This is a genomic window from Candidatus Mycobacterium methanotrophicum (assembly GCF_023515995.1).
In the GTDB taxonomy this organism is placed as follows: Bacteria; Actinomycetota; Actinomycetes; order Mycobacteriales; family Mycobacteriaceae; genus Mycobacterium; species Mycobacterium methanotrophicum.
Genome location: NZ_CP097320.1, coordinates 3,665,353 through 3,679,947, shown reverse-complemented (window position 1 = coordinate 3,679,947; position 14,595 = coordinate 3,665,353). Strand labels below are relative to the sequence as shown.

General features: G+C 65.9%; 14 protein-coding genes and 5 pseudogenes. 6 read left to right on the top strand and 13 right to left on the bottom strand.

Annotated features, from left to right (window positions below; all coding sequences use genetic code 11):
- Positions 1-8: 8 nt before the first annotated feature.
- The 3 genes and pseudogenes from M5I08_RS19170 to M5I08_RS19160 all read right to left on the bottom strand — a co-directional run.
- Positions 9-353: pseudogene (locus tag M5I08_RS19170) on the bottom strand (transposase); the annotation flags it as partial.
- Between the two features lie 513 nt (positions 354-866).
- Positions 867-1,202 carry a YlcI/YnfO family protein gene (locus M5I08_RS19165; RefSeq protein WP_219065523.1) on the bottom strand — a complete coding sequence of 112 codons (336 nt, stop codon included), beginning with the start codon at positions 1,200-1,202 and terminating at the stop codon, positions 867-869.
- Positions 1,203-1,312: 110 nt separating this feature from the next.
- Complete coding sequence (locus M5I08_RS19160) at positions 1,313-1,573, bottom strand: hypothetical protein (protein ID WP_219065522.1); 261 nt, start codon at positions 1,571-1,573, stop codon at positions 1,313-1,315.
- 56 nt (positions 1,574-1,629) lie between these two features.
- Here M5I08_RS19160 and M5I08_RS19155 point away from each other — a divergent pair, with 56 nt between their 5' ends.
- The 3 genes from M5I08_RS19155 (at position 1,630) to M5I08_RS19145 (ending at position 4,361) form a co-directional block, all read left to right on the top strand.
- Positions 1,630-2,031, top strand: coding sequence for a DUF6941 family protein (locus tag M5I08_RS19155; protein WP_249762904.1), 402 nt, complete (start codon positions 1,630-1,632; stop codon positions 2,029-2,031).
- 368 nt (positions 2,032-2,399) lie between these two features.
- Positions 2,400-3,473: a class 1 fructose-bisphosphatase gene (locus M5I08_RS19150; protein ID WP_219065520.1), complete on the top strand. Its 1,074-nt coding sequence runs from the start codon at positions 2,400-2,402 to the stop codon at positions 3,471-3,473.
- Positions 3,474-3,539: 66 nt separating this feature from the next.
- Entirely contained in the window at positions 3,540-4,361 is an 822-nt protein-coding gene (locus M5I08_RS19145) for a phosphoribulokinase (protein WP_249762903.1), read from the top strand.
- 19 nt (positions 4,362-4,380) lie between these two features.
- On the opposite strand, the pseudogene M5I08_RS19140 reads toward M5I08_RS19145, so the two are convergent.
- Together M5I08_RS19140 and M5I08_RS19135 are read right to left on the bottom strand one after the other, a co-directional pair.
- Positions 4,381-4,653 (bottom strand): annotated as a pseudogene (locus M5I08_RS19140) (alpha/beta hydrolase); the annotation flags it as partial.
- A 38-nt stretch (positions 4,654-4,691) separates the two neighbouring features.
- Complete coding sequence (locus M5I08_RS19135) at positions 4,692-5,360, bottom strand: response regulator (RefSeq protein ID WP_219065517.1); 669 nt, start codon at positions 5,358-5,360, stop codon at positions 4,692-4,694.
- A 142-nt stretch (positions 5,361-5,502) separates the two neighbouring features.
- Between M5I08_RS19135 and rpe the strand changes: the two genes are divergently transcribed.
- From rpe to M5I08_RS19120, 3 genes and pseudogenes are all read left to right on the top strand, one after another.
- Entirely contained in the window at positions 5,503-6,189 is a 687-nt protein-coding gene (rpe, locus tag M5I08_RS19130; RefSeq protein WP_219065516.1) for a ribulose-phosphate 3-epimerase, read from the top strand.
- A 115-nt stretch (positions 6,190-6,304) separates the two neighbouring features.
- A pseudogene (locus tag M5I08_RS19125) lies at positions 6,305-6,349 on the top strand (hypothetical protein); the annotation flags it as partial.
- A 34-nt stretch (positions 6,350-6,383) separates the two neighbouring features.
- A pseudogene (locus M5I08_RS19120) lies at positions 6,384-7,178 on the top strand (thiamine pyrophosphate-binding protein); the annotation flags it as partial.
- Between the two features lie 256 nt (positions 7,179-7,434).
- Here M5I08_RS19120 and M5I08_RS19115 read toward each other — a convergent pair.
- The 8 genes and pseudogenes from M5I08_RS19115 to M5I08_RS19080 form a co-directional block, all read right to left on the bottom strand.
- Positions 7,435-8,181 (bottom strand): DUF6390 family protein, encoded by a 747-nt coding sequence (locus tag M5I08_RS19115; protein ID WP_219065514.1) that lies wholly within the window; start codon positions 8,179-8,181, stop codon positions 7,435-7,437.
- Positions 8,182-8,183: 2 nt separating this feature from the next.
- Positions 8,184-9,323 (bottom strand): hydrogenase formation protein HypD, encoded by a 1,140-nt coding sequence (hypD, locus tag M5I08_RS19110; protein ID WP_219065513.1) that lies wholly within the window; start codon positions 9,321-9,323, stop codon positions 8,184-8,186.
- Positions 9,324-9,335: 12 nt separating this feature from the next.
- Entirely contained in the window at positions 9,336-9,608 is a 273-nt protein-coding gene (locus M5I08_RS19105; RefSeq protein WP_219065512.1) for a HypC/HybG/HupF family hydrogenase formation chaperone, read from the bottom strand.
- 21 nt (positions 9,609-9,629) lie between these two features.
- The gene (hypE, locus tag M5I08_RS19100) at positions 9,630-10,742 is read right to left on the bottom strand and encodes a hydrogenase expression/formation protein HypE (protein ID WP_219065511.1); all 1,113 of its coding nucleotides are present in this window, start codon (positions 10,740-10,742) and stop codon (positions 9,630-9,632) included.
- A complete protein-coding gene (locus M5I08_RS19095) occupies positions 10,739-11,404 on the bottom strand; it encodes a D-sedoheptulose-7-phosphate isomerase (RefSeq protein WP_219065510.1) in 666 nt (221 codons plus the stop codon). Before M5I08_RS19095 ends, hypE begins: the two co-directional genes overlap by 4 nt.
- Positions 11,401-12,120 (bottom strand): HypC/HybG/HupF family hydrogenase formation chaperone, encoded by a 720-nt coding sequence (locus tag M5I08_RS19090; protein ID WP_219065509.1) that lies wholly within the window; start codon positions 12,118-12,120, stop codon positions 11,401-11,403. The genes M5I08_RS19095 and M5I08_RS19090 overlap by 4 nt, the downstream gene beginning before the upstream one ends.
- A complete protein-coding gene (hypF, locus tag M5I08_RS19085; protein ID WP_219065577.1) occupies positions 12,117-14,459 on the bottom strand; it encodes a carbamoyltransferase HypF in 2,343 nt (780 codons plus the stop codon). Before hypF ends, M5I08_RS19090 begins: the two co-directional genes overlap by 4 nt.
- Positions 14,452-14,592, bottom strand: a pseudogene (locus M5I08_RS19080) (HypC/HybG/HupF family hydrogenase formation chaperone); the annotation flags it as partial. The gene hypF and the pseudogene M5I08_RS19080, both read right to left, overlap by 8 nt.
- Positions 14,593-14,595 lie beyond the last annotated feature (3 nt).

Sequence of the window (14,595 nt, the reverse complement as noted above, 5' to 3'; positions counted from 1 at the left end):
CCCAGTCCATCGATCCCGGACAGCCGGCGTTGCCGCTTGCGCACGATCTGCGGCTCGAACGTGCCGTCGCGGTCGCGTGGCATCGCGACCTCCACCGGCCCAATGTCGGTGAGCACCGTTTTGGCGCGCGCTCCGTTGCGGGAGTTTCCGCCGTCGCGGCCGGCCGGGTCGTGCTTGGCGTAGCCCAGATGGACGTCCATCTCGCCCTCGGCCGCGGACTCGATGATCCGCTTGGTCAACTGAGCCAGCAGGCCGTCCTCGCCGGTCAGCCGCAGCCCTTCCGAACGGGCCCGATCCACCAACTGCCCGATCAGCTGCTCGTCGAGGTCGTCCAGCCGGACCATGCCCTGCATGTCGGGCCGCTCGACGATCTTCTCGTCCATAATCACATCAGTCACAGTGCTCTCCTTCTTCCTCAGGAGTTACACCGTTTAACTTACAGACCCCCCCGAACACCACCGACCCCGCCGGACACCCACCGGCGGGGTCATTTCATAGCCGCACATCCTCACCGCCAACGCCGCCATCATGCTCATCCTGAATGCCGGTCAACAGACCACTTCCAGATGCAGCCGCCGCTGTAGCCACAGATTTATTCACCCATTCTCGGGCGTGTCCGCGATAGCGTTGATCGCATGGGAGTAATGACCTGTCAGCAACTGCAAACACGCCTCCGGTCGGTTCTCTGAGCACGCCCCGATCTTGGGACCGTCTGACTGACGGCGGCAATCGGTGCCGCGGCTGCCCCGAGTGCCGCCGGTTGGCGTCGAAGGGTTCGGACGACTAGCCGAGCGGCTGTAGCCACGCCGCGGCTGCACCTGCCATTTTGCTGGCATAGAAAACGGGCTGTCGTGTCCGAACGACACCTAGACCAGTTCGGCATCCTTGGTGGCAACGGTCGAGGGCTGCGATGTGAGATCACCCGACGCAGTGATGGTCCAGTTCTGGCCGGTGCTGGAGGCGACGCTCTGCGGCCAGCGCGGGCGTCGGCGCTCCACTTCGGCACCGACCACGTCTCTGACCCACGTGCTGACCGTCTTGCGGTCCTTCTCGGCCAGTTGCTTCACATCGGCGATCATCTCGGGCGTGAACCTGATCGGGACGTGCGTCGACTTGGCCGTGCGGCTACGACCGGGGCCTGCCGGCACCTGGTTCTTGGGGTCGGCGTAGTACTCGCACGCCTCATCGTCAGCAGCAGCCATAGTCGTCACCTTGTCTCGCGGGTCATTCGATCTGTCCAGTATCACGGAGATACATCGTCTTGGTCAGGCCAGTTGCGGGATAGATACTGATCGGCCTGGCCTTGGTTGGGTCACCGCTGTTCGGGGCCGCGAGCGGCACGAGCAACGGCTGTTCGCCCGGCGGCTGGCCGACCATTCAGCCACTGGGCCCTGCGCCGCCCGTCGATTATCTCCTCCCCTTCGCCCGTCGGGTAGAACTTCGCGTCGCTGTCGAAGATGATGTCGCGCAGGTCAGCCTCGCTATACGGAGGGTGACCGCACAGGTGGGGGCGGTTGCCTTCATCGAGTTCGAACGGATCCTCGGGGTCGAGGTCGTTCGGGTCGGATGGCATGCCCCCAGTGTACACCTCGCTGTGTTACGATGTAACACATAAAAGTCAGTTCAATCATGTTGGCCGACGCGGCGACCGTTGCGGACGGCAAGCTCTTCGTTCATGGCGGCTGCTGGAACACGATCATCACGCCGCAGATCCCCGCCGTCCACCCGACGCTGGCGCTGGCGCTGGTCTTCAAAATCAACTGGCACGAGGCCAACGAGGATCTCCCCGTGGCCCTTGCGCTGGTGACCGAGGACGGTCAGCCTGCGGGGTTTCGCATCGAACTGAAACTGCGGGTCGCGCCGACGGTGTTCACGAAGAAGGGCACCGACCTCTACCAAGCGAGCGCCCACACCATCCAGGGGCTGACGTTCAACGCCTATGGGTCATATTCGTTTCAGGTCAGTTCCGGCGATCAGATTCTCGCGTCGGTGCCGCTGACCGTCGGGCCGCCGGGAGCGTTCTCGGCCTAGCCCGTCACCGCATCCGCGCCGGGCCGTCCAGAATGGCGCAGTCGACGCCGAGCGCCGGGCCAAACGTGATTGGCCGCACGTGTTGCAGGCCCACGACAAATGCCGGTAGCCGCACGAGCAGGGCCGCGCGGCCAGATGCAATTCCCGGCCCCAGGACTCTGGACATAGAGGCGGCTCCCTGCTGACGAGTTTGGCGTTTTTCCTGGTAGCCGCCTGTTTCTGGGTGTGTCGTTAGCGGGATTCGATTGCGGTTTATGCGATCATTCATGTGATGATTTGTCTCGGATCGATGTGGTCCAACTAATGGCAGTGGTTGGCCACCCAGGCGGGGGATGCCCGGTTGCCTGGAACCGGGATATCCTTTAGCCATGCTGAGAGAGCACACCACGCTGGTGCACTTCCTGATCGAAGCGCGTCGGCGCCATCCCGGCGCCTCCGGAGACCTTAATGGACTGATCCTCAATGTGGCGGTGGCCTGCAAGGCTATCGCGAATCGGGTAGCGGTCGGCGCCTTGGGCGGTTTGCTGGGCTCGGCCGAGCACATCAATGTGCAGGGCGAGGTGCAGCAGAAGCTGGACGTGTTGGCCAACGAGTACTTCTTGCGCGCCACCGAGTGGGGCGGCCAGGTGGCCGGCATAGTCTCCGAGGAACTGGCGGACCCCTATCAGCTGCCGACCGAGTATCCCAAAGGCAAGTATCTGCTGGTGTTCGACCCGCTGGACGGTTCGTCGAACATCGACGTCAACATGTCGGTGGGCAGCATCTTTTCGATCCTGCTGGCGCCCAATCCCGGGACGGATGCGCAGCGAGAGGATTTCCTGCAACCTGGCACGGAACAGGTGTGCGCCGGATACGCGATCTACGGCCCATCGACGATGCTGGTGCTGTCCGTGGGAACCGGCGTTCACGCGTTCACGCTGGACCCGAGGCTCGGCGAGTTCATCCTCACCCGCGAATCTATCCAGATTCCGCCCGCAGGCAAGGAATTCGCGATCAACTCATCCAACCAGCGGTTCTGGGAATCGGCGGTGCAACGCTATGTGGACGAATGCCTGGCTGGCCGGTCGGGGCCGCGGCACAAGGACTTCAACATGCGCTGGGTCGCCTCGCTGGTGGCAGAGATCCACCGTATCCTTACCCGCGGCGGGGTGTTCCTCTACCCGCGCGACTCCCGCGACCCGGCCAAGCCCGGCAAGTTGCGGCTGCTATATGAGGCCAACCCGGTGGCGTTCCTGGTCGAACAGGCCGGCGGCGCGGCAAGCACCGGGCGCGGCCGAATGCTCGACGTCGTGCCCGAGGATGTGCACCAGCGCATTCCGCTAGTCTTCGGCGCCCGCGACGAGGTCCAGCGTATCGAGAGCTACCACGAAGAGATTTACGACCCACCGAACGCCTGGCCAATGTATGGAACCCGTGGCCTGTTCCGCGCCCCTGCGGGTTGAGCGACCATGTCACGTCAGCATCCTATTGTCTCAGTCACCGGTTCTTCCGGGGCGGGCACCACGTCGGTGACACGCACCTTCGACGAGATCTTCCGCCGCGAAGGTGTCAACGTCGCCTATGTCGAGGGTGACAGCTTCCACCGCTATGACCGCGCCGAGATGAAAACAGCCATCGCGGATGCCCGTGCCCGGGGCGATCATGGTTTCAGCCATTTCGGCCCGCAAGCCAACCTGTTCGAGGAACTCGAAAAGCTGTTCCGGACGTACGGCGAGACCGGCACTGGCCAGATCCGCAAATACCTGCACGACGACGTGGAGGCCGAACCGTACGGTCAAAAGCCCGGCACATTCACACCGTGGGAAGAGCTGCCGGACACCGACATGCTGTTCTACGAGGGCCTGCATGGCGCCGTCGTGACCGACACCGTCGACATTGCCCGCCACGCCGATCTGCGCATCGGCGTCGTCCCGGTGATCAACCTGGAATGGATTCAGAAACTGCACCGCGACAAGGTGGTTCGTGGATACACAGAGGAGGCGGTGACTGACACGATCTTGCGCCGCATGCCGGACTACGTGAAATATATCTGCCGCCAGTTCTCCGCGACCGACGTCAACTTCCAGCGCGTCCCGGTGGTTGACACCTCAAACCCCTTCATTGCCAGGACGATTCCAACCGCCGATGAATCCATGCTGATCATCAGGTTCCACGACCAACATGGCATCGATTTCCCGTATTTGCTCTCGATGCTGCACGATTCGTTCATGTCGCGGGCGAACACGATTGTCTGCCCGGGCGGCAAGATGGATCTGGCGATGCAACTCATCTTCACCCCGATGATTCTGCGGCTCATCCAACGGCGCAACGCCGAGCTCGCCAACCACTGACCAAGGGCGGCCACTTCTATCACCAAGAGTGCGAGCGCAGCACGATCTCGGTCGCCAGTTGGACAGTGAAATGGCGGGAGCCTCGCCAGCCGGCCAGCTCCACCAGCCGGAAGTCGCCTTGCACATATCGCCTGCTTGCTTGAGCGACCGTGCGCGCCGCCGGGGTGCTGGCCAGTGCGGTGGTGTCGACCTGGACGTGCGGGCAATCCTCGTCGCGGACCACGCCTTCCACGTCGGCGACCCGAGGATGCCCGCCGTCGACCACCACTAGCCCGGTGAAGCGTTCGGGGCGATCACTTCGGTCGGCTAGCCGCGCTAGAGCTGGATAGGTCACTGGTCGATACCTTCTCGCAGCGCAGTCGCCACGGCGCTGGCCCGGTCGGCGACTTCGAGCTTGCGGTAGATAGCCCGAAGGTGACTTTTAACCGTCTCGTCGCCGATGATGAGCTTCGTGGCGATACGACGACTGGACAGGCCGCGCACCATATGCGACAGGATCTCGCTTCCCCGCTGGGTCAGACCATGCCGCGCGCCCGGCCAAAACCGGTCCCGCTGCAGCCGCGCCGCGGTGTCGACACCGCGCGCCGCCAGCCCCGGGTCGATCGCTGTGGTCCCACTGCGCACAACTTCGAGCTGGCGGACCAGGTCGTCGCTGCCGATGCTCTTGAGCAGATAGCCTGACGCGCCAACGCGCAACGCTTGAAAGAGGTATTGCTCGTCGTCATAGACCGACAGCATCACGATCTTGCGTTGCGGATCGCGTTGGCGCAGGGTCAAACACAGATCGAGTCCACTGGAGGCCTGCATCCGCACGTCGCACAGCACCACGTCGGGATCGAGGCTGTCGACTACCTTTACCGCTTGCTCGACCCCCACGGCCTGACCGACGACACGTACCCGGCTTTGAAAGCCGGCCAGCATCGCCTTGAGACCCTCGATGACCACCTCGTGGTCGTCGACCAGAACAAGTCGCACTGGACCTGTGACAGTCGTAACCATGGCGACACCGTATCGACGGAAGATAGGCGCTGTCATCCGGCTCTGGGGGTTACCATCGGTTTAACCCGCTCAATCCCCCGCGCGGGGGAAACCGCGGCAGCAGCGGCGCTCCTAGCGTCGCCGGTAACCCTGAGGAGGTTGGATGGATACGCGCACGCCGACGCTCGTCGCTTCGGTCCTGCCAGCGGACTTTTCAAAATTGGGCCAACAAGTCAAGCAGCTGGAGAAGGCTGGAGTCGACCGGATCCAGTGGGATGTCATGGATGGCCGGTTCGTGCCCAACCTCACCTTCGGCCCAGATGTCATTGCCGCGAATCGCGGGCAAGTGACGCTGGGCTTCGAGGCGCATTTGATGGTCGAGGATCCCGACCCGATGCTGCCGCGGTGGGTTGAAGCGGGCTGCGAGATGGTCATCGTTCACGCCGAGGCGACCCGGCACCTGCATCGGACTCTGTCTGCGATCACCGATTCGGGTGCGAAGGCCGGTGTCGCGTTGAACCCAGCCACGCCGCTAGAAGCCGTCACGAACGTGCTGCACCTCGTTGATCTCCTGCTGGTGATGACGGTCAATCCCGGATTCGGTGGCCAGCAGTACCTGTCCGCGATGGAAACCAAGATCGCCGCCGCACGCGCCGAAATCGACCGGCGCGGTTGGGAAATCGAGCTTGAGGTCGACGGTGGGATCGCCTGCGCCACGATTGGCGACGCGGCACGCGCCGGTGCGGATGCGTTCTGTGCCGGCTCGGCGCTATTTAGCGGCCCGGGAACGATGGCGGACCGCGTCGTGGCGCTGCGCGCCGCGGCCACCGCCGGGATGAAGCAAGGATGAGCATCGCGCCCAGCACGACAACGAATCAGGAAGTGCTGACCGACGAGACCGACCGACTGGCGATCACTGCGTCGTCGACCACCGCACCTGGGTGTTAGCCAGCGATGGCGACCTGATGGAGGGGATAAGCCATGAGGCCGCCTCGCTAGCCGGACGGCTCGGGCTGGGCCGGTTGACGGTCATCTTCGACGACAATGACGTCACCATCGACGCTGCGGACGACGATCGGGTACGGCGCACCGGCGGCGGAAGGCACCTCGAAGGCGCACGGCAGTCCGCTGGGTGTCGACACGCTTGCGGCGATGCGCGTCCGGTTCGATTGGCCAGACACATCGTTCCATGTCCCTGCCTCTGTCCGGTCCGCCACGGCCGCGGTGGCTGCCGAAGGTGCTGCCGCACGGGCGGATTGGCTTCGCGGGTACGCCACCTGGTGTGCCGACCACCCGCAACTCGCTGTTGACTTCCCGCTCGACCGGACGCCGGCCCCCAAAGACCTCGGGGTGCTGGCGGCGCTCGCCGACACGACGGCCGGTAGCCGCGCCGCGACCCGCCAGGCATCGGGCGCAGCGCTGGGCGCACTAGCCGGCGCATTCCCGGCGCTGGTCGGTGGATCCGCCGACCTGGCCTCATCGACTAACACCGCCATCCCCGGCGGCGATGTCAGCACCGACAGCTATGCCGGCCGCACCATCCATTTCGGGATCCGTGAACACGCGATGGCCGCGGCCCTGAACGGGATCGCGTTGCACGGCGGTCTGCGGCCGTTCGGCAGCACATTCCTGGTCTTCGCCGACTACCTTCGACCGGCGCTGCGGCTGTCAGCATTGATGCGTCAGCCGGTCATCTACATCTTTACCCATGATTCTGTGTACGTCGGACAGGACGGGCCGACTCATCAGCCGGTCGAGCATGTCGAATCGCTGCGTCTGATACCGGGGCTGACGGTGCTGCGACCGGCCGACGCGGCCGAGACCGCGCTGGCGTGGGAAATCGCCGCGCACAACCTGTCGGGGCCGACCCCGCTGGTGCTGACCCGTCAAAACCTGCCGGCCCTGGGTGGCGCGGGGCTTGCCGACATCCGCGAAAACGGCTTCCGTGCCGTGCGCGGCGCGCTGGGCGAGGCCGACGTTGTCCTCGCCGCGAGCGGTTCGTCGAGGCGCTGTCGAGCGGGGGTTTTTCGCTGCCCGACGTCCCGGTGGTTTGGACCGAAGCCGGCGTTCAGGGGGACGCAGCCCGCCCACCAAGCTAGACCTGCGCCAGCCTCCGATTGGTTACTCGCAACTGGCGGGCGGTGGCATCGGCCAGCGTCCGAGCCTGCTCGGGGCCCAACCGACCACACACCCGGCTCCAATGGATCGCGACTGTGTCGCCGGCGGCGACGTCGGCCACTGCGCTATACCCGTCAGCCCAGACGTCGAGCCGGCGCGCCGACGGTTCGGACAGGGCCAGCGCGTGACCGTCCCATATCAGCCGCCGACACGACACCTCGACATCGTCGCCGTCGCGGGAAAGTACTGTGCCCCAGGTGATTCGGCAGTTGTCCAGCACATTTACTGGTTGTTCGGCGATGCCCTTGCCGAGGAGTCTGGACCATGGGTAGACCCCGAGCACGTGGAAGCAGTGGTTGGCGGCCACCTCGCACCTCAATTGCGGGTTGAGGTGCGCCCAGTAGTGGCCGGCCTGTGGGCCGATGATCGCGAGCAACTCGGCGATGAATTCGGTTGCGTCCAGCTCGGCGCCGACGCCGCCGCCGAGCCAGTAGGATTCGACGAGTCGGTGATCGAGCGGGTCGGCGATGCCGGTCATCTTCGATAGCACTTGCAGATAGGGCCAGGCACCGGAGAATTGTTTGGCCATGGCTTCGATGCGCTCTCGCGATCCGCTGGTCAGTGCCGCTGGATCGGGTGGGCCGCAGTAGCCCAGCGCGTTGGGGGCATACGCGTAGCGGGCGAACATTTGTGTTCCTCGGGTGTCGACGGTGGGTGCGGCCATGGTCACGTCCGTTTGGCGGAGGTCACGAGTTTGACGGCGTCGCGGTGCATGCGGCCGAAGTTGTAGTAGGCCGCGCAGGCTCCCTCGGGTGACACCATGCACGTGCCGATTGGGGTCTCCGGGGTACACGCGGTGCCGAAAACCTTGCATTCCCAGGGTTTCAGCACACCCTTGAGCACTTCGCCGCACTGGCAGGCTTTCGGGTCGGCGACCCGTACGCCGGGCATCGCGTATCGCAGCTCGGCGTCGAAGTCGGCGAAGTCGTCGTGCAGCCGCAGCGCGCTCTGCGAGATGAAGCCCAGCCCACGCCATTCGAAGTGCGGACGCAGCGCGAACACTTTGCCGAGGAGCGCCAGCGCCGCCGGGTTGCCGTTTTCGGGCACCACCCGCTTGTATTGATTTTCCACCTCGCATCGGCCTTCGCGGATCTGGCGCAGCAGCATGGTGACCGCCGCCAGAATATCCAGCGGCTCGAACCCGGCCACTACCAACGGCTTTCGGTACACCTCAGTCACGAACCGGTACGGCCGGTTGCCCACCACCGTCGACACGTGCCCGGGGCCGATGAAGCCGGATAGCCGCAAATCCGGCGATTCCAGGATGGCCTTGATCGGCGGAACGATCGTGACGTGGTTGCAGAACACGCTGAAATTGCGCAGGTGCAGCTCGCGTGCGCGCACCAGCGTCACCGCGGTAGACGGCGCGGTGGTCTCGAAACCGACGGCGAAGAACACCACGCTTTTGTCGGGGTTGTCGATCGCGACCTTGAGCGCGTCGAGCGGCGAGTAGACGAACCGCACGTCGGCGCCGCGCGCCTTGGCGTCCAACAGGCTGCCGGCCGACCCGGGGACCCGCATCATGTCACCGAAACAGGTGAAGATCACGTCGGGTTGGCCGGCCAGCCACATCGCGTCGTCGATACGGCCCATCGGAATGACGCAGACCGGGCAGCCCGGCCCGTGGACCAGTTCGACGTTGTGCGGCAGCAGATGTTCGATGCCGTGCCGATAAATGGTGTGGGTGTGCCCGCCGCACACCTCCATGAACTTGAAGTGCTCGGGACCGATTCCCGCCAAGTGCTCGATGGCAGCCAGCAGCTTGCGGGCCGCAGCCGGATCGCGGAATTCGTCAACGAATTTCATCGTGGTCTCCCTTTAGACAATCGCCGACGAGTCGAAGGCTTCGATTTCGGTCGTGTATGCCTCGCCCAGCTTCTTGACCGCGGCCAGGGTCAGCAACGCCTCGGTCTCGTCGATCTTGGCCATCGCGAACCCGACATGGACCAGCACCCAGTCGTCGGGCTCGGGCATGTCGTTTTCCAGCAGCCGCACACTGATGCTGCGCTGCACACCGCTGACGTCTACTTTCGCCAAATAGTTGGCGGGATCGGTGATTTCAACGATCCGACCCGGAATCCCAAGACACATCGACGGTCTCCTCCTCTTCGCTCAGCAGATTCGCGGCAGCGGGTCGCCGACAAGCATGTCGACAATCCGGGTACCGCCGAATCCGGTACGCAGGACCACGCTTTCCGCCGGTTCGGTGACGATTTGCCCGACCTCGGCGGCGTCGGCGCCCAGCGGATGCGACCGCAACGCGGCCAGCCCCGCCTCGGCTTCTTCGGGCGCGACGACGGCGACAAACTTGCCCTCGTTGGCCACGTAGAGCGGATCGATGCCGAGCAGCTCGCACGCGCCATTGACCATGGGCGCCACCGGCAGTCGCTCCTCCTCGAGCAGCACCCCCAGACCACAAGCCTGAGCCAATTCGTTGCAGACGGTGCCGACCCCGCCCCGAGTCGCGTCCCGCAGCCAGCGGGTGGATGGCGCGGCCGTCATCAGCAGTTCCACCAGCGGGCTGAGGCAGGCGGTGTCGGAATGGATTTCGGCCTCGATGGCCAGGTCGCCGCGGGCCAGCATCACCGCCATGCCGTGGTCGCCCATCGAGCCCGACAGAAGCACCTTGTCGCCGGCGCGGATCGACGCGGGCGAAAGGCTGCGTCCTGCGGGAATGACACCGACCCCGGTGGTGGTGACGAACACGCCATCGGCGGCGCCCTTGGGCACCACCTTGGTGTCGCCGGTGACGATCTGCACTCCGGCGTTGACTGCCGCCGCGGCCATGTCGGCGACGATCTCCTTCAGCTCGGCGATCGCAAAACCTTCTTCCAGCACGAATGCCGCCGAGATCCAGGCCGGCACCGCGCCGGTCATCGCAACGTCGTTGCAGGTGCCGTGCACAGCGAGCTCGCCGACGGAGCCGCCGGGAAAACGCCTGGGCGCCACCACAAATGAATCGGTGGACATCGCCAGCCGGTCACCGCCGGGCAGCGTGAGAACTGCGCCGTCGCCAAGCGACTCCAGCAGCGGGTTGCGAAACGCCTCCACAAACACCGCGTCGACCAGCGCGGCCGAGGCCTTGCCGCCCGCTCCGTGCCCCAGGTTCACGTGGTCATCAAGCAACCGGGGGCGGCGCCGCCGGAACACCTCGATCCGCTCGATCACCTCGCCCTCGGCGAACCCCGGTCCCGACGACAGGTATTCACCTGCTGACTTGCTCATGCGGCCCCCAAACCTGGATCGTCGGCCCGTTGCTGGATGGCCAACCACAGCCTATAGCCCAGCAGCGCTTGCGATTCCTGAATCCGATGCACGCTTTGCGAGCGAACGGTGAAGCAGATGTCCACATTTGGGTTGTCCGCGAACGCGCCGCCGTCATATCCGGCGAAACCGGTGGTGTACAAACCACGCTGGCGAGCCTGCGCCAGCGCGGTAAGCAGGTTGGGCGAATTTCCGCTGGTCGACATCGCGATCGCGATGTCGCCGGCCTTGGCGCGGGCGATCAACTGGCGGGCGAACACCAACTCGAACCCGACGTCGTTACCCAACGCGGTCATAATCGCCTGATCGGCCGTCAACGACCAAGCGGGTAACGGCTTTCCGGCAGGCGGACGGGAGAACAGGGCGGCCAACGTGGTGGAATCGGTGCAGCTGCCGCCGTTTCCGAAGGTGAACATCCGGCCGCCGGCCGCGAAGCGGCGTGCCATCTCGCTAGCAGCCGCCTCCAGCAGGTCGGCGTTGGCTTCCAACGTGCCGCGCCGCAGCGCCAGGCTCTCGGTGGCCTTCGCCTGTGCTGACGCGGCGAGGTCGGCAAGTAGCGATTCCAGGTTGTCTTCCTGTGCGTCGATGAACGGATACAGGAAGTTGGTGGGCTCTTCACTCATGGGCGCCGCCGCTCCTCGATGCGACTGATCGCGGTCCCCGCGTGCACCAGGACCAGCTCGCCGGCGGCGACCGGGTCGATCAGCGTCGTCGCCACGTTCTCGACGCCACGCGCGGTGCGCACCGCGGCCATCCCGTCGGTCGACGGCGACACCACCTCGCCCAGCCTTCCCTCGTCGCTACACGTGACGCAAACCTGCTCGGCGGATGCGGGTTTGAGCAGTCCCGAGTGCTCGAAACACACGTGGGTGAGCTCCCACAACAGGTGATAAAACAGCACAAAGCCGCCCGTCGCGGGGATCCGGGGATCGGGATCGTCGAGCCACAGCACGTGATCGGCCACACCGGCCGGGGGCCGTTCACCGCTGCCGATCCATACGGTGGTGGCGCCCCAGGCCGGGCTGCGGCGCATCACCGAACCCAGGCTGGGGTCATCGGCGCCACCAACCCCGATCACGATGTCGCCGGGCTGCACCGACACCCGCGCCAGATCGAGCAGGTCCGGTCCGGTCAGGGCAACGGCCGGCAGTGCGCGTTTGCCCATGATCACCGGATGCACGAACTCGACCGCGATGTGCAGCGCATGCGGCTCCCACAACGGCGCAATGGACCACATGGTCGCACCCGCCGCGAACCGCTTGGCGAGGGTGAAGGCGGCGGCGGCCAGATCAGCGGCCAGCTCGGCGCCAACCCCGCGATCGATCGCAGTGATCGTCATCGCAACTCAGCCTCTTCCAAGGCGGTCAGCACGGAAATCGCGGCCTGGCCCAGCGCCAGCCCGCCGTCGTTGGGTGGCACGGTGTGATGGGTGAGCACCTCGAACCCAGCCTGCTGCAACCGTTTCCGAGACTCCTGCAGCAGCAACACATTCTGGAACACCCCGCCGGTGAGGCCCACCAACCGCACCGGCCCGGCGACCTTTCCCACCGCCTCGGTGACGGCGACCGCGACCGCGCGGTGGAACTCGGCAGCCAGCACCGCCGGTTGCAGACCTGCGCGCAGGGCCGTCACCATGGCCCGCAGCATGCCGGCGGGATCGATCACCCCGTCGGGGCGTACCGCCAGCCGCAGCGTCGGTCCCGCCGTGTCGCCGATCGAGTCGGCGAGTGCCTCGAGCTCGATGGCGGCCTGGCCTTCGTATTCGATGCGGTGTCGCAGCCCCAGCAGGGATGCGACCGCGTCGAACAGCCGCCCCATGCTCGAGCACGGCACGCATCCGGCGCCGGATTCCAATTGCGAGCGGATAAGGCGCAGTTCGGCTGGCGTCGCCGCAGAGACCGGGGGTAGGTCCGGTGTCCAGTCGATCTCCGCCGCCCACATCTGCGACAGCGCCATCCGGCACGGATTGCGCACGGCGGCGTCACCGCCGGGTAGCGGTACCGGCATCAGGTGGCCGGCCCGGACAAACCGGTGACTGTCACGGCCGAGCTTGAGAATCTCGCCGCCCCAGATCGTTTGATCACAGCCGTAGCCGGTGCCGTCGAACGAAACCCCGATCACGGGCTCACCGATACGGCCGTGCTCGGCCAGCAGTGACACCACGTGCGCGTGGTGGTGCTGAACCAGATCCAGCGGTCGATCGCCCGCCCTGCGCTCCGCCCAACCGCGGGTGTGATACCCCGGATGCAAGTCGGCGGCCAATCGCACCGGCGTGCAGCGGATTTCGCTGAGTTGGTTAACCGCGCGCTCGAACGCCCGCAGGGTCTCCAGTGTCTCCATGTCGCCGATGTGCCCGGACAGGTATGCGCGGGAGCCGTCGGTGAGGCAGAAGGTGTTCTTCAGTTCGCCGCCGACCGCCAGCACCGCCGGTCCGTCTCGGCCGAGGTCGACGGGCAGCGGCGCGTATCCGCGGGACCGGCGGATCGGCAGTTCCCGATCGTCCACCACGCGGACCACCGAGTCATCGCACGGTACGTGGATCGGCCGGTCGTGATCGAGGACCGCGTCGCACAAGGGGGCGGAAGGCCGCAAAAGCCTGAGCGCGGCATCATCCTCCGTGAAGCAGATCGGGTCGTCGGAGCGGTTGGCGCTGGTCAGCACGAGGGCGTCCGGTGCCGGTGCGTCGACACCCGGGACGGGCGCGAGCAGTAAGTGATGGATCGGTGAGTACGGCAGCATCAGGCCGATGAGTGGGCTGCCGGGGGCGACGGCCTCGGCGAGCGGCGCGTCCCGGCGACGCCGCAACAGCACGATCGGCCGGGCGGCACTCGAGAGTACCGCGGCTTCGGTGGCGTCGACGCGCGCGTAGCGGCGAGCGACGGTGAGATCACGCACCAGCACGGCGAATGGCTTGGCGGCGCGGGCTTTTCGGGTGCGCAGCGCGGCGACTGCCGCCGCGTCGTCGACCCGACAAGCCAGGTGATAGCCGCCGATGCCCTTGATCGCGACCACGGCGCCCGCGGCCAGCGCCTGCTGGGTGGCCGCCAGCGCGGCATCGGATCCGTCGACCCGCTCGCCGTGCGCGGCGAACCACAGCAGGGGCCCGCAGTCCGGGCAGGCGATCGGCTGCGCGTGGAAGCGCCGGTTGGCGGGGTCGCGATATTCGGCGGCACACCGCTCACACATGCTGAATGTCGACATGGTGGTGGCCGGGCGGTCGTAGGGCAGGGCGCGGATGATGGTGAACCGTGGACCGCAGTTGGTGCACGTCACGAAGGGGTGCCGGTAGCGGCGGTCGTTCGGGTCGAACAACTCGGCGATGCACTCGTCGCAGACGGCGATGTCGGGCGGAATCGGGGTGCTGACACCGGCGACCGGCTGACTCTCCACGATGCGAAAGCCGCTGTCGGACAGCGTGTCGACATCGACGACGTGGACAGCGTTGATCGCCGCCAACGGCGGTGCCTCGGCGCGCAGCCTCCGACCGAATTCGTCGATGCGTGCACCGAGTCCCTGCACTTCCAGGAAGACCGCGCCGGAATTATTGCCGACGAATCCGGTGAGCCCCAGCTCGGTGGCGATCCGGTGGACGAACGGGCGGAACCCCACCCCCTGCACGACACCGGTCACGGTGAACCGTTGCCGGACGTCGACGGGTCGCATGAGCGTGTCAGTCATCATCGCGGCCCCGGCCCATCAACTCCAGACCGGCCATTGCCTGCTCGGCGCCGGCCCGGTCGGTCTTTTCGACGACGAACCCCATGTGGATGATCACCCAGTCGCCGGGCGCGAACGTTTCCTCCAGACACATCGC